This is a genomic window from Methylosinus sp. shoA, assembly GCF_059718125.1.
The window spans coordinates 2,709,907-2,734,568 of record NZ_AP046091.1 but is presented as its reverse complement, the minus strand read 5'-3'; the positions used below and the strand labels follow the sequence as shown (position 1 = coordinate 2,734,568).

Annotated in this window: 9 protein-coding genes and 1 pseudogene; 9 read left to right on the top strand and 1 reads right to left on the bottom strand. The window is 63.0% G+C overall.

The genetic code is table 11. The features are described from left to right. Window positions 1–350: 350 nt before the first annotated feature. Window positions 351–845 (top strand): RNA polymerase sigma factor, encoded by a 495-nt coding sequence (locus tag AC6IW9_RS12395; protein ID WP_497764027.1) that lies wholly within the window; start codon window positions 351–353, stop codon window positions 843–845. Here AC6IW9_RS12395 and AC6IW9_RS12390 read toward each other — a convergent pair. Next, the gene (locus tag AC6IW9_RS12390; protein ID WP_497764026.1) at window positions 830–1,051 is read right to left on the bottom strand and encodes a hypothetical protein; all 222 of its coding nucleotides are present in this window, start codon (window positions 1,049–1,051) and stop codon (window positions 830–832) included. The two genes, AC6IW9_RS12395 and AC6IW9_RS12390, sit on opposite strands and share 16 nt — an antisense overlap. 269 nt (window positions 1,052–1,320) lie before the next feature. On the opposite strand from AC6IW9_RS12390, the gene AC6IW9_RS12385 reads away from it, so the two are divergent. The 8 genes and pseudogenes from AC6IW9_RS12385 to AC6IW9_RS12350 all read left to right on the top strand — a co-directional run. Further along, complete coding sequence (locus AC6IW9_RS12385; RefSeq protein ID WP_497764025.1) at window positions 1,321–2,841, top strand: diaminobutyrate--2-oxoglutarate transaminase; 1,521 nt, start codon at window positions 1,321–1,323, stop codon at window positions 2,839–2,841. Window positions 2,842–2,897: 56 nt separating this feature from the next. Beyond that, the gene (locus AC6IW9_RS12380) at window positions 2,898–3,122 is read left to right on the top strand and encodes an MbtH family protein (RefSeq protein ID WP_497764024.1); all 225 of its coding nucleotides are present in this window, start codon (window positions 2,898–2,900) and stop codon (window positions 3,120–3,122) included. 245 nt (window positions 3,123–3,367) lie between these two features. After that, a complete protein-coding gene (locus AC6IW9_RS12375; protein WP_497764023.1) occupies window positions 3,368–4,261 on the top strand; it encodes a cupin-like domain-containing protein in 894 nt (297 codons plus the stop codon). Between the two features lie 52 nt (window positions 4,262–4,313). Then, window positions 4,314–12,944 (top strand): amino acid adenylation domain-containing protein, encoded by an 8,631-nt coding sequence (locus AC6IW9_RS12370; RefSeq protein ID WP_497764022.1) that lies wholly within the window; start codon window positions 4,314–4,316, stop codon window positions 12,942–12,944. A gap of 35 nt (window positions 12,945–12,979) precedes the next feature. Beyond that, window positions 12,980–16,372: a non-ribosomal peptide synthetase gene (locus AC6IW9_RS12365; RefSeq protein ID WP_497764021.1), complete on the top strand. Its 3,393-nt coding sequence runs from the start codon at window positions 12,980–12,982 to the stop codon at window positions 16,370–16,372. Then, window positions 16,314–17,960, top strand: coding sequence for an MBL fold metallo-hydrolase (locus AC6IW9_RS12360; protein WP_497764020.1), 1,647 nt, complete (start codon window positions 16,314–16,316; stop codon window positions 17,958–17,960). Before AC6IW9_RS12365 ends, AC6IW9_RS12360 begins: the two co-directional genes overlap by 59 nt. Before the next feature lie 33 nt (window positions 17,961–17,993). Continuing rightward, on the top strand, window positions 17,994–24,512 hold the full coding sequence (locus tag AC6IW9_RS12355) for an amino acid adenylation domain-containing protein (protein WP_497764019.1): 6,519 nt from the start codon (window positions 17,994–17,996) through the stop codon (window positions 24,510–24,512). After that, a pseudogene (locus AC6IW9_RS12350) lies at window positions 24,509–24,652 on the top strand (TubC N-terminal docking domain-related protein); the annotation flags it as partial. The gene AC6IW9_RS12355 and the pseudogene AC6IW9_RS12350, both read left to right, overlap by 4 nt. Between the last annotated feature and the right edge of the window lie 10 nt (window positions 24,653–24,662).

The following is a 24,662-nucleotide window of genomic DNA, read 5'->3' as shown; positions in this document are numbered from 1 at the left end:
CATAGCACTACGCGCTGCTGCGCTTATCGTACGCGCGCTCCCCCAGTCTGAGCGGTCTTAATTTTGAATATTCGCTGCTGATTATTTCTCTTCCGCCTCGACGGGCGGAGGCGCTCAGCATTGTTGTCAATTTCATGCCCGCTTGCGCGGCGACGGGAGAGAGATGTGCCTCACGATCCCAGAGAAATCACTTTCGACAATCCAACTGCCTTCGCATTTCCAGCTGTTGGCCTCTCGCAAATTTCCGGCGACTTCGGGCGCAATCCGTCGAGCATCGGATCTAGGCCAGCGTCAGCTGGCGGGCCCTCCCGAACGAGCGAAGAACGTCCAATCAGTCTTGGGAGCCACTAATGTCCATCTCAGAAAAAACGATCGAGGACCTATTTCGAACCTGCAACCGTTCGATCAACAGCTTCGCGCGTCGCCGGGTCGGACGGGAAGACGCGGAAGATGTCGTCCAGGACGCATATCTCCGGCTGCTCCAGCTCGAAAACGATGTTGAGCCGGCACAAGCGCGGGCCTACCTCTTTCGCCTCGCTTCGAGCGTATCGATCGACTGCATGCGGAAGCGGAAAACCCGTTTCGCCTATTTCGTCGACAATATCAAATTCGACGGTGTCGGCTCCGAGGAAGGCGCACATGCCACCGCTCCCGGGAATGTCGCCACGATATACGCCTTGCAGCTCTGTCTCGCACGACTCCCTCGTTGCTGCCGCGAGACGTTTCTGCTCAGCCGAATCTATGGAATGACCTATCCCGAAATCGCGGAGCGTCTAGGCATATCGCTGCGGACGGTCAATCGCAACATGGCGAGGGCCGTCGAGCGTCTTCACGCCGCGCTCTGATTGAATTTTCGAACATTCTCGAACTTGGCCTGTTCCGACTCGACATGGACGCTGGCGAAACGAGACCTGCGTCCATGTCGAACGCACATCGTCGACAGATCGAGGAGAACGCTGCGCAGAAGCGCGGCCGAATGTTTATTCGAGCGAGCAAGCGCATCCCGGACAAAAGAAAGAAGCGCGAACCGCCGCGGAACCAGCTCGTCCACGACTTGGCGCGCAGGAAGGAGCGCGCATCGAGCTGCTGCGCGTCGACCTGCACGAAGCGGGCGGACAACGACATGCGTCGCCCGCCTATCGGTTTCGGAGCCGACCGCACCTTCCGTGCTCGACGAGCCGATCAGAAGCACAACGTTCGCGGCAGACGAAAACGTTAGCAAAAAAATATTGGCATCTTTCGACGGCCTCATTCGTATTACTCAGCGAAGACCGAACCGGTCGCCGCTATCGCGCGAATCGTGACAGGGGAGCACGCAAGATGTCATCAGAGGCGACGCGATCAAATTCGAGCGGCATCGGCGTCTCGTACGTCGCGCAGTCCGATACGGAAGCCGGTTTGGTCGTAGCGCTCGCCGCTGTGAGCCCGATCGAACCTATCCTGCATGATGAGGAGGTGATCGCCGATCAGCGCGCGCCTCATCCTCTCTACGGGCCTTTCGGCAATCCATATCTGATGCGGCAAGAGAACATCGAATCGAATGCGAGGACCTACCCGCGGCACTTGCCCGTGGCCTTGCGGTTTGGCCGTGGCGTCATCGTGCAGGATACAGAAGGCCGCGAGTATATCGATTGCCTCGCAGGCGCGGGCTCGTTGGCGCTGGGTCATAGCCATCCGGTGGTCGTCGAAGCCATTCGTTCTGCGCTCGGCGAAGAGGTGCCTTTCCAGACGCTAGATTTGCCAACGCCTCTGAAAGATCGCTTCACTCGCGAATTGTTCGACAGCCTTCCCGCCGAGTTTTCGCGAGATTTCAAGATCCAGTTTTGCGGGCCGTCCGGGGCGGATGCGATCGAGGCCGCTCTGAAACTGGTCAAGACAGCGACAGGACGTCGAGGGATTGTCTCGTTTCACGGCGCCTATCACGGCATGACGCACGCGACGCTCGGCGTGACCGGCGAGCCGACTCCCCGACAAGCCATCGGAGGGCTGGGAGGCGAGGTTCAATTTCTGCCCTTTCCTTCCGATTATCGGTGCCCTTTCGGCCTCGGCGGCGAAGCGGGCGCTGCTATGGGAGCGCGATACATCGAAACATTGCTCGAGGATCCCAACAGCGGGGTTCTCCTTCCCGCGGGCATGATCCTGGAGGTCGTTCAAGGTGAAGGTGGCGTCAATCCCGCCCCGGATGATTGGCTGCGGCGTATTCGCGACATCACCAAACGGCGCAATGTTCCTCTCATTATCGACGAGGTGCAGACCGGGCTCGGGCGCACCGGGCAGCTCTATGCCTTCGAGCATTCTGGTGTGACGCCCGACGTGCTCGTCCTGTCGAAGGCGATCGGCGGCGGGCTTCCGCTGTCAGTAGTCATTTATCGACGCGATCTGGACAGGTGGGAACCCGGCGCGCACGCAGGCACATTTCGCGGCAATCAGCTGGCCTTTGCTGCCGGCGCGGCGACTATCCGCCATGTCGTGAGCGAGAGGCTCGACGCCCATGCGGCGGAGATGGGCCAACGCTTGCGCAAAGGGCTCGAGGCAATTGCCGTGGACGTGCGTTGCATCGGCCATGTGCGTGGGCGCGGGCTCATGGCTGGCGTCGAAATCGTCGACAGAGACGAGCCCGGCGGATATTCGCTGGCTTCCGCTTCCAACTTGGCGCGACGCATCCAGCATGAGTGTTTGCGCCGAGGCTTGATCCTGGAGTTGGGCGGACGATTCGGCTGCGTCGTGCGACTCCTCCCGCCGCTCATCGTGAGCGCCGGCGTGATCGACACCATTCTCGACAGGCTTCACGCAGCGGTGAAAGCCGCGGAGCGCGCACCAGCCATGTTCGCATGCGACTAGCGCTCTGTCTGGCGGAAGCGGAATTCGAAAAACCCAAACACAGTTGAGGGACAACCATGGCTTGGACCGACGAAGATCAAACGATCTACAGAGTGGTCGTCAATCATGAAGAGCAATACTCGATTTGGCCCGAATACAAGGATATTCCTGGGGGCTGGCGAGCCGTCGGAAAGACCGGGACGAAGGCCGAGTGCCTCGCTCATATCAAAGAAGTCTGGACGGACATGCGCCCATTGAGTCTGCGCCGACAGGTCGCGGAGGAAGAGTCGGCCGCTTCTTGAGGCCTAGAAGCCGGCATGGCCTTTCCGGAAAGAACATACCAGACGTCGGCTCCACGCGATGTTGCAAACGATGTTCGGATGCGAACGGCGGAAGCTGCCCGCCGCATCGAAATCTCGGCTTGTCAACGCCAGTTTTCGGGCGAGTGGCGACGGATCGATCGCTCGCAGTGATCCAGGTCGGGACGATATGTTTTCGTGCGGCACGCGAATCTCTGTGCGGGGCGGATCGAGAGTTCGAGGCTCGAATGTCGAAAGTATACAGTGTCGACGAGCTGGACCGTCTGGCGGCGCACGATTTCGCCGAGTCCTACGTGCGCCGCGCAAGGCCAGTCATCGTGAGGGGCGCTTTGAAGGAATGCGCGGCCTACTCGGGTTGGACATTCAATTATCTGCGCAACCTTGCCGGCTGTTCGAATGTTCCGCTCAAGAAGTGGACGGACCTGGGAATTCATGTGTTCCACCAGCCTTTGACGGAGTATCTGGAAAGTCTCGAGCTTTATGAAAAGAATCGAGAAGGAGGACGGGACGACATGGAACAGCCCGCCTACCTGCACGACATTCCACTGACCAGCCTATTTCGCTACGCCGACACCGAGCTCGAGACTTTTCCGCGAGACTTCTTTCCATCATGGTACGGCGCCGACTGGCCGAAATTCGCCCAGATGTTTCTCGGCCCGTCGAACAGCTTCACACCGCTCCATTTCGACTGCCTGCTGACGCACAATCTGTTTTTTCAAATTTCGGGAAGAAAGCGCTTCACGCTTTTGCCGCAAGAGGAGCTTTGGCGGTGCTATCCCTATAATTGGCGCTGGTGCAAGGTCGACGTCGAAGCGCCAGACTACGAGCGTTTTCCGCTCTACCGCGAGGCGCGAAAAGTCGAAGTCATCGTCGGTCCTGGCGACCTTCTCTACATGCCGCCCGGGACGCTGCATCATGTCAGAAGCCTCGATTGTGCGCTGTCCTTCAATGTCGATTGGCACACGAAGGGCAGCTCCGTGAATGGGGTACTGGCGGTCGCACGCGGCATGCCGCTCAAGACCGCTTACTACAATGCGCTAATTGCCTTCGCGATATGGACCGGCGTCCCGTCGAAACGAATCATGCCCTACTACAAATCCTATCTCAACTATGTGTCCTGACCGATCGCACCGCGCGCATGATCGGACAAAAACACAAAAGGAACGACGCATAATGTCACTCGCTCTCGCCGGCGTCCAGCGGACGGACTTTCCCTTTTCCGCTCCGAATCTCGTCGATCTTCTGCGCATGCGCGCGGCCGCGCAGGCCACGAAGCCGGCTTATGTTTTTCTCGACCACGGCGAGAGGGAAGGAGCGCGTCTCAGCTATGCGGATCTCGATCGCAGAGCGCGGGCGATCGCGGCGCATTTGAGCACGCTCGGACTGAGCGGTGAGCGCGCGCTGCTGCTCTATCCGCCCGGGCTCGATTACATCGCGGCTTTCTTCGGTTGCCTCTATGCCGGCGTCATCGCCGTGCCGGCCTATCCCCCGTCCGGCCGCCATGTACAGAGGCTACAATCGATATTCGGAGATGCATCGCCCGCCGTGGTCATGACGACGCATTCCTTGCGTGAGCGCTTCGAAAGAGAGGCAAGCAACGAATTGCTGCGTATTCCCTGTCGATGGGTCGCGACGGACCAGATCGCGTCGGAGGATGCCGACTCCTGGCATGCCTACGCGCCCGAGCCGGATCAGATCGCGTTTCTACAATATACATCTGGATCGACCGGCGATCCTCGCGGCGTCATGGTCACTCACGCCAATCTGCTCAGCAATCAGGCGCTCATCCGTGAAAGCTTTATGCATGACGAGAATTCCGATCTCGTCGGATGGCTTCCCCTGTATCACGACATGGGACTGATCGGGAACGTGCTTCAACCACTCTATGTCGGCGCGACCGCGTATCTGATGTCGCCGATGGCCTTCTTGGAAAGGCCGCTGCGTTGGCTTAACGCAATCTCGACCTATCGGGCGCATACCAGCGGCGGGCCGAACTTCGGCTTCGATCTCTGCGTGCGGAAGATCAAGGACGAGGACAAGCGTCATCTCGATTTGAGTAGCTGGCGCATCGCCTTCAGCGGCGCGGAGCCGGTGCGCGCATCTACTCTGGATCGTTTCGCCCGAGCATTCGCGGACTGCGGCTTTCGGCGAGACAGCTACCTGCCTTGCTACGGCCTGGCGGAAGCCACATTGGTGGCGACCGCGCCGACGCGAGGTCGACCGTTTTCGGTGAAGGATGTCGATCGGCAGGCGCTGGAGGCGGGACGTGTCGCGTTGCCGCAGGGTAAGAAGTCTGCGAGCATTGTCGGTTGCGGGCATGCATGGCCCGGATATGACGTGCGCATCATCGACCCTTCGTCCAGGATGCCATGCGCTCCCAATGAAATCGGCGAGATCTGGGTTGCCGGGCCTGGTGTCGCGCGCGGCTATTGGAACAGGCCGGAGGAAAGCGCGCGCGTCTTTCAGGCGACGATCGCAGGAGACGAGGACGGCCGCGCCTATCTGCGCACCGGCGACCTCGGGTTCATCCAGAATAGCGAGGCGTTCGTCACCGGCCGACTCAAGGATCTGATCATCATCGCCGGCCGAAACGTCTATCCGCAGGACATCGAGAGTGCGATCGAGGAGCAGATCCCCGGTTTGCGGCGTGGTTGCACCGCCGCCTTTTCAGTGACCGTCGAGGATCGAGAGGATCTCGTCATCGTCACGGAGCCGGATCGCTCTCTCCTCGTGGCATTGGAAAAGGGCGACGGCCAAGCGTTGATTCACAAAATTCGCGCTTGCGTCGCCAATGAGGCGGATGTCGAGCCGTGGGAGATCGTGCTTGTGGAGCCGGGCTCCATCCCGAAAACGTCGAGTGGAAAGCTTCGGCGGATGGAGTGCCGGAGAAACTATGCTTCGGGAGCGCTGCGGACGCTCGTGTGCGCGTCTGCCGTTGAACGCTCTACCTCGGATGCATCGTCGCGGCCCGTTCCTAAGCAGTTCGATCCCTTGTTGCGTGAGGCGCTCTCCTATCTCGATCTCTCACAAAAGACGGCTCTTCTCACCCGTTTTCTGATCTCCGCCGTCGCGCGCGCGTTGAAGGCGCCGGAAAGTGATTTCAGCCCCGCGACGCCGCTCTCTCGCAGCGGGCTCTCCTCCTTGCGCGCTATCGAGGTGAAGCACGCGCTAGATTCCGTGCTCGGAGCGGAAACGCCGATCAGCGTTCTTCTGTCGGAGATGAGCTTTGCGGAGGCCGCCGTCGCCATCGCTCGGGCCACGTCCGATGAGGCTTCGTCCGTGCGCGAGGCTCGAGGCGCCCTGGATCCGCATGCTTTGTCGCATAGCCAGAGGGCAATGTGGACGGTGCATCAGCTCGACACGTCGAGCAGCGCCTATAATTTGCATCTCGCCCTCGATTTAGACGAAAACCTCGACACCGAACGCTTTCGGCGCGCGCTGGCGCAACTGATCGAGCGACACGCTTTGCTTCGGACTCGCTATCGCTCCGGCCCCGACGGCGTCGGGCAGGAAACGCTTCCGGCAGACGCATTGGACAGATGGTTTTGTGAGGTGGACGCGACGAGCTGGACAGCGGCGCAGTTGAACGACGCGCTGTCTCGGGACGCGCGGCGCCCGTTTGATCTCGAAATGCAGGCTCCGTTTCGCGTCGCTGTCTATAGTAGAAGCGAGCGCGGTCCAATCCTTCTTTTCGTCGCGCACCACATCGCAGTCGATCTTTGGTCGCTGCTGCTTCTCATCTCCCAGCTCGACGCCGACTATCTCTCGCCCGAGGCGCGCAGCGGTGTCACGCCGCCTGCGAGCGGCGACCATGGCGATTTCATTCGCCGCGAGATCGATTATCTCGCCTCCCCCGTCGCGGAGCGGGATTGGACTTATTGGAGCGAAGAGCTTGGAGCCGAAACGCCGGCGCTCGAATTGCCTACCGATTTTCCTAGGCCTTCCGTTCCCGACTATAGAGGAAGATCGGCGCCTCTGCGGCTCGACGCCGAGACGACACGCCGGCTGAAAGGCCTGGCCGAGAGCGAAGGCGTCAGTCTCTTTTCGCTTCTGCTCGCCGCCTATTTCGCCCTTCTTCATCGCGTGACTGGACAATCCGATCTCGTCGTCGGCGCGCCGACGAGCGGGCGAATGGCGGTGGAGACCGTCGACCTCGTCGCAAACTGCGTCAATCCGGTCGCCTTGCGGGTGCATGCTCGAATCGAGAACAATTTCGACGATCTGCTGCGCCGGACACAGGCGAAGGTCAAGGGCGCGCTCGAACATCAGAGATTCCCGTTTCCGCTCATCGTCGAGCGATTGCGCCCCGAGCGTCGTGAAGACGAGTGGCCAATCTACCAGACATGGTTCGTGCTGCAGCAGGCGCAATCGAGCGCGCCGGCGGATTACGCCGCGCTCGCGCTCGGCGAGGACGGCGCGCCATTCTCGTTCTGCGGCCGATCGGCGAGATCCTCGAGCCTCGTCGAGCGCGTCGAGATGTTCGACCTCAAAGTGATGGCGGCCGAGGTCGGCGAAGAATTGGTCCTCTCATTCCAGTACAAGACGCAGCTGTTCGCCGCAGCCAGCGTCGAAGGCTTGGCGCGGCGCTATCGCCTGCTTCTCGAGGGAGTTCTCGAAAATCCGCGGACGCGTGTCGGCCACCTCCCTTTCTTGGAAGCCGCCGAGCGTCATCGGCTGGTGGCGGAGTGGAACGATACGGCGTCGGATTTTCCGCGCGAGGCTTGCATCCACGAGCTGTTCGAGGCGCAGGCCCGGCGGCGGCCGGAGGCGACGGCGACAGTGTTCGGGGCGGAGGAATTGTCCTATGGCGAGCTGGAGGCGCGCGCCAATCGGCTGGCGCGGCGCCTCGTCCGGCTCGGCGTCGGGCCGGAGACGATCGTCGCCCTGTGCGTCGAGCGCTCGCTCGACATGGTGGTGGGTCTGCTCGGCGTGCTGAAGGCCGGCGGAGCCTATCTTCCGCTCGACCCCGATTATCCGGATGAGCGCCTCGCCTATATGATCGCCGACGCGTCGCCGCGGCTCGTGCTGGCGCAGGAGCGTTTCGCGGACCGGCTCCCCTCTGGAACGCCCGTGCTGCTTCTCGACGCGGAGCGCGAGGCGCTCGCTCGCGAGAGCGCCGCGCCGCTCGGCCGCCGCGCCGCGCCGCAGAACCTCGCCTATGTCATCTACACCTCAGGCTCAACCGGAAAGCCCAAAGGCGTCGCCGTGCCCCACTGCGGCGTGGTCAACCGCATCGACTGGATGCAGAAGCGCTATGGGCTCGAGGCCGACGACACGCTCTTGCAAAAGACCCCATTCGGCTTCGACGTCTCGGTGTGGGAGTTCTTCTGGCCGCTGCAGGCGGGAGCCCGGCTCGTGTTCGCGGCGCCGAACGACCATCGCGAGCCGGCGCGGCTCGCCGAGCTGATCGAGCGGCGCCGCGTCACCACGCTGCATTTCGTGCCGTCGATGCTGCAGGCGTTCATGAGCGTCGTGAATCTCTCGGCGCTGCCGTCGCTGCGGCGGACGATCTGCAGCGGCGAGGAGTTGCACGCGGCCGCCGCCCGGCGCTTTCATGCCGCGTCGCGGGCGGAGCTTCACAATCTCTATGGTCCGACCGAGGCGTCGATCGATGTCAGCGCATATGAATGCCTACGCGACGACGGCTCGCAGAGCGTGCCGATCGGCCGTCCGATCGCGAATATCCAGCTCTATATTCTCGACGCGAATGCGGAGCCTGTTCCGGTCGGCGTCGCCGGGGAACTCTGCGTCGCCGGCGTCGGCCTCGCGCGCGGCTATCTCGGCCGGGCCGATCTGACCGCGGAGCGTTTCGTTCCGAACCCGTTCGACGCATTCGGCGAGCGAATGTATCGCACCGGGGATCTGGCGCGCTTCCGGGCGGACGGGAACATCGAGTTCCTCGGACGGCTCGATCATCAGGTGAAGATCCGAGGCTTCCGCATCGAGCTCGGCGAGATCGAGGCGGCGCTGCGGCGCCTGCCCGAGGTGCGCGAGGCCGCAGTGGCGGCGCGTCCGGACACGTTCGGCGACAAGCGGCTCGTCGCTTATGTGATAGGCGAAGAGCAAATGGATTTCTCCGCCCTGAAGGCGGCGCTGGGGCGGGAATTGCCGGACTACATGATCCCGCCACTGTTCGTGCGGCTCGAGGCTCTGCCGCTCACGTCGAGCGGCAAGCTCGACCGCAAGGCGTTGCCCGAGCCCGACCTTGCGACGATCGCGCGCGGCGTCTATGTCGCGCCCCGCACGCCGACGGAAGCGACACTATGCAACATTTTCGCCGAGGTGCTCGGCCTCGAGCGCGTCGGAGTCGACGATGATTTTTTCGCACTCGGCGGCGACTCGATTCGCGCGATACAGGTCACGAGCCGGCTCCGGCAAGCCGGTCATGAACTGACGCCGCGCCAATTGTTCCAGCATCCGACCGTGGGGCGGCTGGCGCCGGCATTGACGGCGCCCGAGGACGTGTCGTCGCTATCGGACGTCGCGCGCGCTGTCGCGGAATTCGCGGCGCCCTTCGCTCTAGCGCAACTGGACGCCGAGGATCTCGAACGCGTCTTGCGTCGGCATGCCGACGTCGAGGACGTCTATCCGCTCACGCCGATGCAGGAAGGCATGCTGTTTCATGCCCTGTCCCAGACGGGATCCGGCCTTTACCACATGCAGGAGCGTTACGAAATCAAGGGACCGCTCGACGTCGCCGCCTTTTCGTCCGCATGGCGCGACGTCGTCGGTCGTCACGCCAACTTGCGCACATCCTTCGAGTGGGACGTGCAGGGCCGCGCTCATCAAGTGGTTCATCGTCGCGCTTCATTGCCTATCGATCTGCTCGACCTGCGACATTTGTCGTCTATCGAGCAGTCGACGCACATCGACGCTCTCCTTGACGCAGAGCGCGAGCGAGGGTTCGATCTCTCTCGAGCGCCATTGATGCGCATTCGACTCGTTCGAGTCGCCGACGATCGCCACATCTGCGTGCGGAGCTTTCACCACATCATCATGGACGACTGGTGCACCTCCCCGCTATTGCTCGACGTTCGCAAGCATTACGCTGCCGGATTGGCGGAAGAATCCGTCGAATTCGAGCCGGCTGGGCAATTCAGGGACTATATCGCGTGGCTGCGCACCAAGGACATGACGGCCGCCGAGAGCTTTTGGCGGCGCTACCTCGACGGCTTCTCGGAGCCGACCCCGCTCGTGGGCGCCGAGATCGCGGACAATTCCGCCGACGCCGCTGTTGATGTCGACGACGTGATCTTGACCTTGTCGACGGATGATTGGCGAAAGCTCGAGGCGCTCGCTCGCCGGCATCGCCTGACCGTCAACACTTATGTGCAGGGCGCGCTCGCGCTGCTGCTCGGCCGATACGCCGGCATCGACGAGGTCGTTTTCGGCGTCACGGTCGCGGGCCGTCCGACCGACCTTCCCGGCGCGGAATCGGCGTTGGGCCTGTTCATCAATGGGTTGCCGCTGCGTGTGCGCATCAGACCCGATCAGCCCGTCGTCGACTGGCTGCGCGACGTGATGTCCGACAATCTGGAAATGCGTCAACATGAATTCGTATCGCAATCGATGATTCAGAGCTGGAGCGCTATTCCACGCGCAAACGCGCTCCTCTTCCAGCACCTCCTCACTTTCGAGAATGCGCCTATCGACCCCAGCTTGCGGGGCGACAAGAGCATTCTCGACATCGATCTGCTGCAGCTGCGCGTCCATACGAATTATCCGCTGACGTTCGTCGCCATTCCGAGCGAAACGCTCACGCTCCGCCTGACCTATGATCGAGAGCGGTTTGACAGCGCGACGATCGAGCGCATGGCTGCGCACTTCAAGCATGCGCTCGAAGAGCTGATCGCAAAGAGCGATCGTCTCGTCGCAGACGTGCAGCTCCTGACCAAAGACGAGCGACGTCGCATCGCAGTGGAATGGAACGAGACGGATTACGATTACGACGGTCCGCTCGATCTCGTGCAACGGTTCGAAGCACAGGCCGAAGCGCGTCCCGAATCCGTCGCGGCCGCCTGCAAGGGTGAAACCATCACCTATCGCACGCTCGACGAACGCGCGAACCGCATCGCGCGCGCGTTGATCGAAGCAGGCGTCGCGCAGGACGATCTCGTCGCATTGTGGGACGCGCGAGGGCTCGACTTTCTCGCGATGATCCTCGGCGTGTTCAAAGCGGGCGCTGGCTATCTGCCCATTGATCCTACCTATCCCGACAGGCGCATACTTCAGGTGCTCGAGGAGGCCGAAGTGGCATGGCTCGTCGCCGGAGCGGATCAACGCTCCCGCGCAGCCGCTCTCTGCGCCGCGTTGGATGAAGGCGCGCGTCCGCGCCTGATCGAACCAGACGCGCGAAGCGACGGCGACGACGCAGCGAGCAATCCATCGCCGCGACACAGACCACGCAACCTGGCTTTTGTCATCTTTACATCCGGCTCCACCGGTAAGCCGAAAGGCGTGATGGTCGAGCATCGAGGCATGTTCAACAATCTCATCACCAAGAAACGCGTGCTCGATTTGACGGCCGACGACGTCATTGCGCAGACCGCGTCGCAATGCTTCGACATTTCCGTTTGGCAATTTCTCACGGCGATCGCCATCGGCGCGAGGGTCGAAGTCTTTCCAGACGACATTTCTCGCGATCCGCAGCGGATGCTCGAGGAGATCGACCGGCGACAGGTAACGATTCTCGAGGCGGTGCCGTCGATGATCAAGGCGCTGCTCGATGCGGCGGAAGACGATGAACGATTGACCGGGCTTCGATGGCTGCTGCCTTGCGGCGAGGCCTTCACGCCGGAACTATGTCGGCGCTTCATGGCGCGTTTCCCGAGCGTCCGCCTGCTGAACGCATATGGACCGGCGGAATGCTCGGACGACGTCTCCTACTATCCCATCGAGAAGCCGCCGGAAGGCGACGACCTGAGTGTTCCGATCGGGCGTCCCGTCGACAACACGCGGCTCTATGTCGTGGATCGGCAGCTCGAGCTGACGCCTGTCGGCGTAGCAGGCGAAATCTGCGTCGCCGGAATCCAGGTCGGCCGGGGGTATATCAATCGCCCGGAGCTGACCGCGCAATCCTTCGTTCCCGATCCCTTCGGTCCCCCAGGGTCGGTTCTCTACCGCACGGGCGACCTCGGTCGTCGCCGCTCCGACGGTGTCATCGAGTTCCTCGGGCGTGTCGACCATCAGGTCAAGATTCGCGGCCATCGAATTGAGCCGGGCGAAATAGAAGCTTGCCTGGTCGCCCACCCGCTCGTGGAGGAGGCCTGCGTGATCGCTCGGGAGGTCTCGAAGAACGTGTTCGGCCTGGCGGCCTATTTGGTCACGCCGCGGCTCGAAACAGACGAGCTTCGCGCGCATCTGCTGCAGACACTGCCGGAGTTCATGGTCCCGAGCGCATTTGTCTTCATGGAGAAGCTTCCGCTCACTTCCAACGGCAAGGTCGACCGCAAGCGACTTCCCGACGTCGACGCCTCAGCGCATCTGTCGCGCGCCTATGTGGCGCCGCGCACCGCGACCGAGAACACTCTCGTCGCGATCTGGTCGGATGTTCTCGGCGTGGCGCAGGTCGGCGTCGAAGACAATTTCTTCGAGCTCGGAGGACATTCGCTTCTCGCGATCCAATTGCGATCTCGCATTCGCGGCGCCTTCGCGATCGAGATGCCGCTGCCCGTCCTATTCGACGCAGCGACCATCGCCGCGCTCGCGGAACGCGTGGAGGATATGGTCCTCGCAGACATCGAAGCGTTGAGCGACACGGAGGCGTCCTTCCGAGCGGAAGAACTGGCGCCGGCCCGCGCCTGACGCCGAGACCGTTCTCGAAAGGAGAGTGACCGCCGATGGACATTATCGAGACCAGCCGAGAACGACAGGACAAGAAGGCGGACCTCTCGCCGGAGAAGCGGCGTCTGCTCGAGCTCCGCTTGCGTGGACGCTCGGCGCCACAGCTTTCCGGCGCAGAGATCGGACCCCGCCCGGAGGGGGAGAATCCGCTGTCCTATGGGCAGGAGCGGATCTGGTTTCAGTGCCAGGTGTCGCCCAATCCGGCATTGTTCAACATCGCATTGATGGCGCGCATCGGCGGCTATCTGGACCACGCAGCCCTGTCGAGAAGCCTGAGCGAGATCCTTCGTCGCCACGAGGTGCTGCGCTCGGGCTTTGCGAATGACGGCGGCGTTCCTCGGCTGTTCTATTCGACGGCTGTCGATTTCCCCATAGACCGGATCGACCTGCGACATCTCGACGAAGCGGAGCAACAGGCGAGATCTCACGAGCTCTCCTACATCGAAGCGCGCAAGCCTTTCGATCTCGATGCGCCACCTCTGATGCGAGCGACGCTGCTGCTCTTGGCTCCCGATCGCCACGTCCTTCTTCTGACCATTCATCACATCATCTGGGACGGATGGTCGAGCGGGCTTCTCGTAAAGGAAATTGCGCAGCTCTACGAAACGGCGACCACCGACATATCTCGTCCGCTCACGCCATTGTCCGCGCAATATGGCGACTTCGCGTATTGGCATCGCCGGCTGATGACGAGCGAAGTCGGCGCGAAGCAGTTGGACTATTGGACGAAGAGGCTTGCCGGCCTGCCGGATTTGCTCGCTCTGCCGACTGACCGGCCCCGCGCCGCAAAGCAAGCCAATCGCGGCGCACGGCATTCATGGATGCTTTCGCGAGACGCGCTCGCCGGCTTGACGGAGCTCGCTCGAAGGGCGAACACGACGCTATTCGTCGTTTTGCTCTCCGCGTTCAAAACCCTGCTCTATCATTACAGCGGCCAAACCGACCTCGCCGTCGGAACCACTATCGCATATCGCACGCATCCCGAGTTGGAGCGGCTGGTCGGTTTTTTTGCAAATGCTCTGGTGCTGCGCACAACCGTCGACGATGATCCGACATTCGAGGACTTGCTCCAGCGCGTGCATGTAGCCGCGGTCGGCGCTCAAGCGAATCAGGATGCGCCGTTCGAGGCGCTCGTCGAGAGACTCGCGAACAAGCGAGGCTTGAGCCACAATCCGCTGTTCCAGGTGGCTTTCGTTCACCACAATATTCCGATTGAACGACTGTCGCTTGCAGATCTCACGATCGAAGTCGACGAGATGAGCACGGATTCGGCGGCGTTCGATCTCGTGCTGCATGTGTTCAACGAGGCGCCGGGTCTGCGGCTGCGATTCGAATACAACGCGGATCTCTTCGATGAAGCGAGCATCGAAAGTATGGCGGAGCATTTTACCCTCCTCGTTCGAGACATATTGGCGGCGCCCGCGCGACGCATCGGCGCGCTGCGACTGTTCGATTCTGTCGAGAGGTCGCGAATCTCCGCTCTTTCGGAAGGCGATCCGCTCGAGCAGGCGGAATCCGAGCTGCTCCATCATTGGATCGGCAAAAACGCTCGTGGCGACGAAGTGGCCGTATCGGCGGACGACGCCTCACTGTCCTTCGACGAACTGTCTCGCCGCGCCTATCAGATCGCGCATTGGCTCCAACGCCTCGGAGTCGGCCCGGATGCGCCGGTGGCCGTGCTTCTGGAGCCGTCGGTCGATCTGGTGGCGGCGATCGTCGGCGTTCTCGGGGCAGGAGGGGCCTTTCTTCCAATCGATCCGGCCTATCCATCCGGCCGGATCGATTACATTCTGTCGGATGCGAACGCCGTCGCGGTGATCACAACGAGAGAGCTCGCTGCGAACCTCGGCGACATGACAGCGACCACGCCCATCGTGCTGCTCGAGGCGGAGGTTCTCGACGCTATGCCGGCCACTCCCGTCGTCTCGCGCGTCAGGCCGGACAATATCGCCTACATCATATATACGTCGGGCTCCACGGGACGCGCGAAAGGCGTGATGGCGACCCATCGCAACGCCGTCGCATCCACGAGAGCGCGCATTCGGCGCTATGCCGCCCCCGTGGAAAGCTTCCTGCTGTTGTCGTCGACTTCATTCGACAGCTCGTTGGCCGGCCTTTTCTGGACCTTGTTCCAGTGCGGGCGTCTGCGAATCCCCTCGGAGGCGACGCGGCGTGATCCCGGCGCGCTCGTGCGTCTGATCGAAGACGAGTCCATCTCTCATCTCCTCTGTCTCCCTTCGCTCTATTCCGCGCTGCTGAAGGTGACGAACCCCAAAGGCGGCGCATCGCTTCGATGCTGCATCGTCGCGGGCGAGGCCTGCAAGCGTGAAATCGCGGAGGCCCATTTTACGGTGCTGCCGGACACCGCCCTGTTCAATGAATACGGTCCGACGGAGTGCACGGTTTGGAGCACGATTCACGAGATCGAGAGAAGCGATGACAAAATGAGGCCAGTGAGCATCGGGCGCGCGATTCCGGGCGCGAGAGCCTTCGTTGTCGGGCTGGACGGGGATCTCGCGCCCATCGGCGTCGTCGGCGAACTCTACATCGGCGGCTCAGGCGTGACGCGAGGCTATCGCGGCCGTCCCGATCTGACGGCGGAGAAATTCGTGCCCGACCCTTTCGGCGAGCCAGGCGAGCGCCTCTATCGGACAGGCGATCGCGTGAAGCGCCTGCGAGACGGCCGGCTCGAATTTCTCGGACGTTTCGACGAACAGATCAAGCTTCGCGGCTACCGCGTCGATCCTGGGGAAATCGAGGACGTTCTCGTCGCGCATCCGTCGGTGTCGGATGCGGTCGTCGTAGTGCGCACGCGTGGAGGAGACGACGCAAGGCTGATCGCCTACGTCGCCGCCGAAGGCGACCTTCGCGCGACCGAAGACGCGGTTCGGCAGCATATCGCGCAAAATCTGCCCGCGTTCATGACGCCCGACGCCATCGTCGCGCTCACTGCTCTGCCGCAGCTTCCGAACGGAAAGGTCGATCGCTCGGCGCTGGTCGAGCCGGAGTCCGCGATATCGCGCCCGATTGCCGAAAGCGAAGGTTGCGCGAACGCGATCGAATTTCTCCTCGCCGATATCTGGCGCACAGTTCTCTCGACAGAGGAAATCGATCGAAACGACAATTTCTTCGATCGGGGCGGCAACTCATTGTCGGGCATTCAAGTGGTCGCACGCGTGCAGCAGCTGTTCGGCAAGGATATCCCAATCACGACGTTGTTCGAAGGCGGCACTCTCGCAGAGTTCGCCGCACAGATCGAGCGGGCGGTGGGCGCGGATGTCATCGACGAGAAGCTGAAAGCGCTTCTTGAGGAGATCGAGCCGATGTCCGATGCAGACGCGACGGCGAGGCTGTTTGCTGACGACGGGGGACGGCGGCATGTCGGTTGAGGCGCGTTACGCTCTCGCAGAGAGCACATGTGTGGAACCGCTGATCGGACGTTGGGTGGCGTGGCCGCATGTGATGGCTCCCGTGACTCACGGCATGCATCTCTTGAACTATCAGCTGAAAACGCTGCATTCATATCTCGGCGCCCCCGCTATTCACGAAGCGTCGTGCCGTAATCCCAAGCTTCTGGGCGGCGCCTTCGTCGACGTGCCGGCGACTCGGCTGCCGGAGGTGCAAGCGTTTGCGCAGCAGACCGAGACTGTCTTCGCGGACAGCCTCGCATTCGCGCGTGCGCTGATCGCCTTTCATAACCAGCTCGTATCCGAAGCGAAGGGCGAAAGCCTGGAAGCGTACTATCAGCGTCTTCCGCCGCCGCTGCGGGGCTATGTCGAGCTCCTCTATGACTACTATGACCGGCCGATCGTTCGGCCACTCGAGGGGCTTCTCTACAAGAGCGGATCGTATAAGAAGGAGGCGCAATCGCTGCGATTGTTCCGCCTCGACGCCGATCTCGAACGTCCCTATTACATGAGCACGCCGAGGCTTTCGAGCGAGGAGTCGGTGGATTGGGACGTGGCCTTCGACGATCCGAAGATCGACGAGCTGTTCCGGCTGGATCGGGAGCCGAAGCCGTTCGACGAAATCAGATTCATGCTGGACGTTCCAGAGTCGCGGGCTGCGCGGCTACGAGCGCTGCTGCGTGAGGCCGAAGGCGCGATCCGGGCGCCGTGGAGCGGCGAAGGAATTCGCATTCGCTATTTCGGCCATGCTTGCGCGCTCGTCGAGGGCGCAGGCGTCTCGATCCTCGTCGATCCGCTGATCGCCGCTCGGCCCGAGCAGCATGACGTCGAGCGCTTCAGCTTCGGCGATCTGCCCGAACGAATAGACTATGTGCTCATCACACACGGGCATCACGACCATTTCGTGATCGAAACGCTGCTTCGATTGAGGCACAAGATCGGCGCGATCGTCATCCCGAAGAATTCCGGCGCCTTCTATGCGGATCCGTCGCTGATGTTGCTCGCACGCCGGCTCGGCTTCGAGGACGTGCGGGAGGTCGACGTGATGGATGAGATCGCGATTCCCGGCGGCCGGATCATCGCGGTTCCATTTCTCGGCGAACACAATGATCTCCCCAGCGCGAAGGCCGCCTACCTCATCTGTGCGGGGACGCGCAGCGTCCTCTTCGCAGCGGACTCGAACTGTCTCGATCCCGGCATCTATACGCATCTTACGCGCGAGACGGGCGCCATCGACGCGCTCTTCGTCGGGATGGAGTGCGTCGGCGCGCCCCTGACGTGGGTCTATGGGCCGATCCTGCCCAACAAGCCCGACAACCGGCATAGCCAGGGGCGGCGCTCGAACGGATGCAACGCAGATGCCGCGAAGGAGCTGGCTCGCGCCGTTCGCTGCCGGCAGGCGTTCGTCTATGCGGTCGGGCGCGAGCCCTGGGTTCGCTATCTGCTCGCGCTGACTCCGGCCGAGGACGATGTGTACATGGCGGAGATCTCGAAATTCATCCGATCGCTCCGCGACGAACTCGGCGTCTCCGCGCAACTTCTCTTCGGCAGAGCAGAGATCATGATCTGACCGACAGGAATCCAAGAGCCAGGAAGGACGATTATGGCTAATCTAGTCGAGCGTCTGTCGCGTCTCTCTCCCGAAAAATTGACGACGCTGCGTACGCGGCTCGAGACGCGGGCGGTTCCGGAGAGTCCGCTCGAGCCCTCGAGCGGCGCGAGAAAATTGCTTTCTTTCGGACAACAACGCCTGTGGCTGCTCGACCTCATCGAGCGCGAGCGCGCCATCTACAACAATGCCGGCGCTTTCCGCTTTATGGGCGCGCTGGATATTTCGGTAGTTTGCTGGAGCGTGAACGAGATCGTGGCTCGCCACGAGGCATTGCGGACGAGCTTCGGAGGGTCGGATGGAGAGGCGACGCAGATCGTGGCGCCGTCGCTCGTGATCGCCTGTCCCGTCGTCGATCTGAGCGAGCTGCCGCGCGACGAGCGGGAGAGGGAGGCGCGGCGCCTCGTCGAGGCGGAGGCGCGACGACCCTTCGATCTGGCCCGCGGCCCGCTCTTGCGCGTGCTCGTGGTCGATCTCGGAATCGGCGAAGAGACCAAAGCCCGCGAGCATGTCGTCGCCTTCACTCTGCATCACATCGTCTCCGACGGCTGGTCGACGGATGTGCTGATGCGCGAGTTCGCGGCGCTCTACGAGGCTCGGATTCAGGGGCTGGCGTCGCCGCTCGCGCCGCTCGCGATTCAATACGCCGATTACGCGGCGTGGCAGCGGGAATGGCTGCAGGGGGAAGTCCTGGAGCGGCAGCTTTCTTATTGGCGGCAGGCTCTGAGCGGAGCATCCTTCGTTCTCGAGCTTCCGACAGACCATGCGCGCCCGCCCGTGCAGGATCATGCGGGAGCCGTGCATCGTTTCGAGATTCCGGCGCGGCTGGCGGCGCGGGTGAAGGAGCTGGCGCGCGAGCGGGGCGCGACGCCGTTCATGGCGTTCCTGGCGACGTTTCAACTACTGCTGTCGCGCTACAGCGGACAGAAGGACTTCTGCGTCGGCGCGCCGGTGGCGAACCGGCGGCGGGTCGAACTCGAAGGGCTGATCGGGTTTTTCGTCAACACGCTGGCCCTGCGGGCGGACCTTTCGGGGGAGCCGAGCTTCGTCGAGCTTCTGGAACGGGTTCGCGAGGCGGCGCTCGGCGCGCAAGAGCATCAGGACCTGCCGTTCGAGCGGCTGGTGGAGGAACTGCAGCCCGCGCGGGACATGAGTCGCAGCTCGCTGTTCCAGGCGATGTTCGCTTATCAGAACGCGCCGGAGCGGGCGTTTGCCCTTCCGGGGCTGCGGATCGAGGCGCTGGAGACGGACAGCGGAACCTCGAAGTTCGATCTGACGCTGGAACTCGCCGAGGCGGAGGGGGGCGATGCGGGGAAAGGCATGATCGCGTCGCTCGAATATGCGACGGCGCTGTTCGAGCCTGCGACGATCGAGCGGATGGCGTCGCATTACCTCACGCTGCTGGAGGGGATCGCGGCCGATCCGATGCGGCGCGCCGACGCGCTTCCGATGACGACCGCCGCGGAGCGTCATCGGCTGGTGGTGGAGTGGAACGACACGGCGTCGGATTTTCCGCGCGAGGCTTGCATCCACGAGCTGTTCGAGGCGCAGGCCCGGCGGCGGCCGGAGGCGACGGCGGCAGTGTTCGGGGCGGAGGAATTGTCCTATGGCGAGCTGGAGGCGCGCGCCAATCGGCTGGCGCGGCGCCTCGTCCGGCTCGGCGTCGGGCCGGAGACGATCGTCGCCCTGTGCGTCGAGCGCTCGCTCGACATGGTGGTGGGTCTGCTCGGCGTGCTGAAGGCCGGCGGAGCCTATCTTCCGCTCGACCCCGATTATCCGGATGAGCGCCTCGCCTATATGATCGCCGACGCGTCGCCGCGGCTCGTGCTGGCGCAGGAGCGTTTCGCGGAGCGGCTCCCCTCTGGAACGCCCGTGCTGCTTCTCGACGCGGAGCGCGAGGCGCTCGCCCGCGAGAGCGCCGAGCCGCTCGGCAGGCGCGCCGCGCCGCAGAACCTCGCCTATGTCATCTACACCTCCGGCTCCACCGGAAAGCCCAAAGGCGTCGCCATCGCGCATGTCAACACGGTGGCGATGCTGCACTGGGCGAAGGACATCTTCCTTCGATCCGACGTGTCGACGACGCTGGCGTCCACGTCCTTGTGCTTCGATCTGGCAGTGTTCGAGCTGTTCCTGCCGCTCTGCTTCGGCGGCAGCGTCATCGTCGTCGAGAATGCGTTCGACCTCGCCGGGCTGGACGGGCGCCATCCGCCGCATGTCGTCAACACCGTGCCCTCGGCCATGGCGAATCTCCTGCGGCTCGACGCGCTTCCCTCCTGCGTTCGGATCGTGAACCTCGCGGGAGAGCCGTTTCCGCCGACCCTGGCCGAGGCGCTGGGGCGACGCGAAGGGGTCGGGAGCGTGTTCAATCTCTACGGGCCTTCGGAATGCACGACCTATTCGAGCTTCATCCGGCTGAGCGAGCGTGACTGGCGAAATCCGCCGATCGGCCGTCCGATCGCGAACACGCAGATTTATCTTCTGGGCGACGGGCTGGAGCCTGTTCCGGTCGGAGTAGCCGGAGAGCTTTATATCGGCGGGGCAGGAGTGGCGCGCGGCTATCTCGGCCGGGCCGATCTGACCGCGGAGCGCTTCGTTCCGAACCCGTTCGACGCATTCGGCGATCGAATGTATCGCACCGGGGATCTGGCGCGCTTCCGGGCGGACGGGAACATCGAGTTCCTCGGGCGGCTCGATCATCAGGTGAAGATCCGGGGCTTCCGCATCGAGCTCGGCGAGATCGAGGCGGCGCTGCGGCGCCTGCCCGAGGTGCGCGAGGCCGCAGTGGCGGCGCGGGCGGACACGTTCGGCGACAAGCGGCTCGTCGCTTATGTCGCGGGCGAAGGGGAAATGGATTTCAGCGCCCTGAAGGCCGCGCTGGGGCGGGAATTGCCGGACTATATGGTCCCGCCGCTGTTCGTGCGGCTCGAGGCTCTGCCGCTTACATCCAATGGCAAGCTCGACCGCAAGGCGTTGCCCGAACCGGATTCCACGGCGCTCGCGCACAGCGTCTATGTCGCGCCCCGCACGTCGACGGAGGCGACGCTCTGCGAGATATTCGCCGAAGTGCTCGGCCTCGAGCGCGTCGGCGTCCACGACAGCTTCTTCGAGCTCGGCGGGCATTCGCTGAAGGCGATCAGGGCGATTGACCTGCTGCAGCGGCGCGGCGTGCCTGCAGACGCTCGGACGATCTTCGTTGCGCCGACACCGGCGACTCTGGCAGGCGCTTTGGCGAGGCGGCGTGAGGTGGTAGTCCCGCCCAATCTCATCCCCGCCGACGAATTCTGCATTATGCCGGAAATGCTGACGCTCGTAAAACTCTCTCAGGCGGACATCGATCGCATCGCTCGATCCGTGCCCGGCGGCGCCGCCAACATTCAAGACATCTATCCATTGGCGCCGCTGCAAGAAGGGATTCTGTATCATCACTTGGCAAGCGTCGACGGCGATTCCTATCTCCTGCCGATACAGCTTGCATTCGCCTCACGGGAGATGTTGGAGAGCTTCGTCGCAGCGCTCCGAGGAATCATCGAGCGAAACGATGTGCTGCGCACCGCTATCGCGTGGGAGGGGCTGCCGGAGCCGATGCAAGTGGTTCTGCGCAATGCTCCCTTGTGCGTCGAAAATGCGACTGTCGAATCTGCCGAAGAGATGCTCGAGCGCTTCAATCCGCGGCGAATTCGCCTGGATATTCGCAACGCGCCGCTGATGCGCGCGTTCGTCGCGCATGACGCCGCAAAACGCCGCTGGCTCCTTCTTATTTTGGCGCATCATTTGGCTCTGGACCACACGACGCTCGAACTCGTCGTCGAAGAAGCGAGAGCCCGACTCGCTGGCGAAGCGATGTCGTCGCTGCACGAGACGACGCCCTTCCGGAATTTCGTGGCGCAATCGCGTTTCGGCGTGAGCCGCAGGGAGCATGAAGCATTCTTCACCGCAATGCTCGGAGATGTCAGCGAGCCGACAGCGCCTTACGGGGTCTTGGACATCCTCGGCGACGCCTCTTCCATCGAGGAGGCGAGGCTCCCTCTGGACGCGCGCCTCGCAATTCGGCTGAGGGAGTGCGCAAAACGATACGGCGTCGGCGCCGCGTGCCTGTTTCATTTGGCCTTCGCACGGGTGATCGGCGAGCTGTCGGGGCGACAGGACGTTGTATTCGGCACGGTGTTGCTCGGCCGCCTGAGCGGCGGGGCCGACGTTGCGCGGGCGCTCGGCGTCTTCATCAACACCCTGCCGATTCGAATTCGCCTGAACTGCTCGAGCGTCGTCGGCGTGCGAAGCACGCACGAGGCGCTCTCCGATCTGCTCGCGCATGAACACGCATCGCTCTCATTGGCACAACGGTGCAGCAAGGTCGCCGCGCCGGTGCCGCTATTCTCCGCATTGCTGAACTATCGTCACAGCGCAGACGATTCGGATCGAGCGGAGTCCGTTGTGACGCCGATGGACGGGGTCGAGCTGCTGTTCGCGGAAGAACGGACCAACTATCCTCTGACGCTCTCGATCGATGATTTCGGAAATGGCTTTCTGGTGACCGCGCAGACACGGCGGCCGATCGATCCAGCCTGCATATGCGACTACATGCGATCCACTCTGCATGGTCTCGTGAGCGCTTTGGAGAAGGCGCCCGAGACGGCGGTCAGAGCTCTCGACATTCTTTCCGCCGCGGAGCGTCATCGGCTGGTGGTGGAGTGGAACGACACGGCGTCGGATTTTCCGCGCGAGGCTTGCATCCACGAGCTGTTCGAGGCGCAGGCCCGGCGGCGGCCGGAGGCGACGGCGGCAGTGTTCGGGGCGGAGGAATTGTCCTATGGCGAGCTGGAGGCGCGCGCCAATCGGCTGGCGCGGCGCCTCGTCCGGCTCGGCGTCGGGCCGGAGACGATCGTCGCCCTGTGCGTCGAGCGCTCGCTCGACATGGTGGTGGGTCTGCTCGGCGTGCTGAAGGCCGGCGGAGCCTATCTTCCGCTCGACCCCGATTATCCGGATGAGCGCCTCGCCTATATGATCGCCGACGCGTCGCCGCGGCTCGTGCTGGCGCAGGAGCGTTTCGCGGAGCGGCTCCCCTCTGGAACGCCCGTGCTGCTTCTCGACGCGGAGCGCGAGGCGCTCGCCCGCGAGAGCGCCGAGCCGCTCGGCAGGCGCGCCGCGCCGCAGAACCTCGCCTATGTCATCTACACCTCCGGCTCCACCGGAAAGCCCAAAGGCGTCGCCATCGCGCATGTCAACACGGTGGCGATGCTGCACTGGGCGAAGGACATCTTCCTTCGATCCGACGTGTCGACGACGCTGGCGTCCACGTCCTTGTGCTTCGATCTGGCAGTGTTCGAGCTGTTCCTGCCGCTCTGCTTCGGCGGCAGCGTCATCGTCGTCGAGAATGCGTTCGACCTCGCCGGGCTGGACGGGCGCCATCCGCCGCATGTCGTCAACACCGTGCCCTCGGCCATGGCGAATCTCCTGCGGCTCGACGCGCTTCCCTCCTGCGTTCGGATCGTGAACCTCGCGGGAGAGCCGTTTCCGCCGACCCTGGCCGAGGCGCTGGGGCGACGCGAAGGGGTCGGGAGCGTGTTCAATCTCTACGGGCCTTCGGAATGCACGACCTATTCGAGCTTCATCCGGCTGAGCGAGCGTGACTGGCGAAATCCGCCGATCGGCCGTCCGATCGCGAACACGCAGATTTATCTTCTGGGCGACGGGCTGGAGCCTGTTCCGGTCGGAGTAGCCGGAGAGCTTTATATCGGCGGGGCAGGAGTGGCGCGCGGCTATCTCGGCCGGGCCGATCTGACCGCGGAGCGCTTCGTTCCGAACCCGTTCGACGCATTCGGCGATCGAATGTATCGCACCGGGGATCTGGCGCGCTTCCGGGCGGACGGGAACATCGAGTTCCTCGGGCGGCTCGATCATCAGGTGAAGATCCGGGGCTTCCGCATCGAGCTCGGCGAGATCGAGGCGGCGCTGCGGCGCCTGCCCGAGGTGCGCGAGGCCGCAGTGGCGGCGCGGGCGGACACGTTCGGCGACAAGCGGCTCGTCGCTTATGTCGCGGGCGAAGGGGAAATGGATTTCAGCGCCCTGAAGGCCGCGCTGGGGCGGGAATTGCCGGACTATATGGTCCCGCCGCTGTTCGTGCGGCTCGAGGCTCTGCCGCTTACATCCAATGGCAAGCTCGACCGCAAGGCGTTGCCCGAACCGGATTCCACGGCGCTCGCGCACAGCGTCTATGTCGCGCCCCGCACGTCGACGGAGGCGACGCTCTGCGAGATATTCGCCGAAGTGCTCGGCCTCGAGCGCGTCGGCGTCCACGACAGCTTCTTCGAGCTCGGCGGGCATTCGCTGAAGGCGATGCAGCTCGCCGCACGCGTATCGAACGTGCTCGGAGTCGATCTGCCGCTCTCTCAGCTCTATCAGTTCGACAAAGTTTCGGACTTGGCGGACGCGCTGGACATGAGAAAGGCACTCGAATCCCTGAGACAGGACGAGCTTCAGCCCGCAGACGCCGTTTTCGAGGATTTTGCGATATGAACGCAATCGAACTCATGAACGAGATCCGTTCTCGTCGAATAAGCGTCTCTCTCGATGAAGGCCGCCTGCAGCTCAAAGCGCCGATGGGCGCGTTGACGGATGAGATCAAACGAGCTCTGACGAAGCACAAAGTTAGCCTGGTGGCTGCTC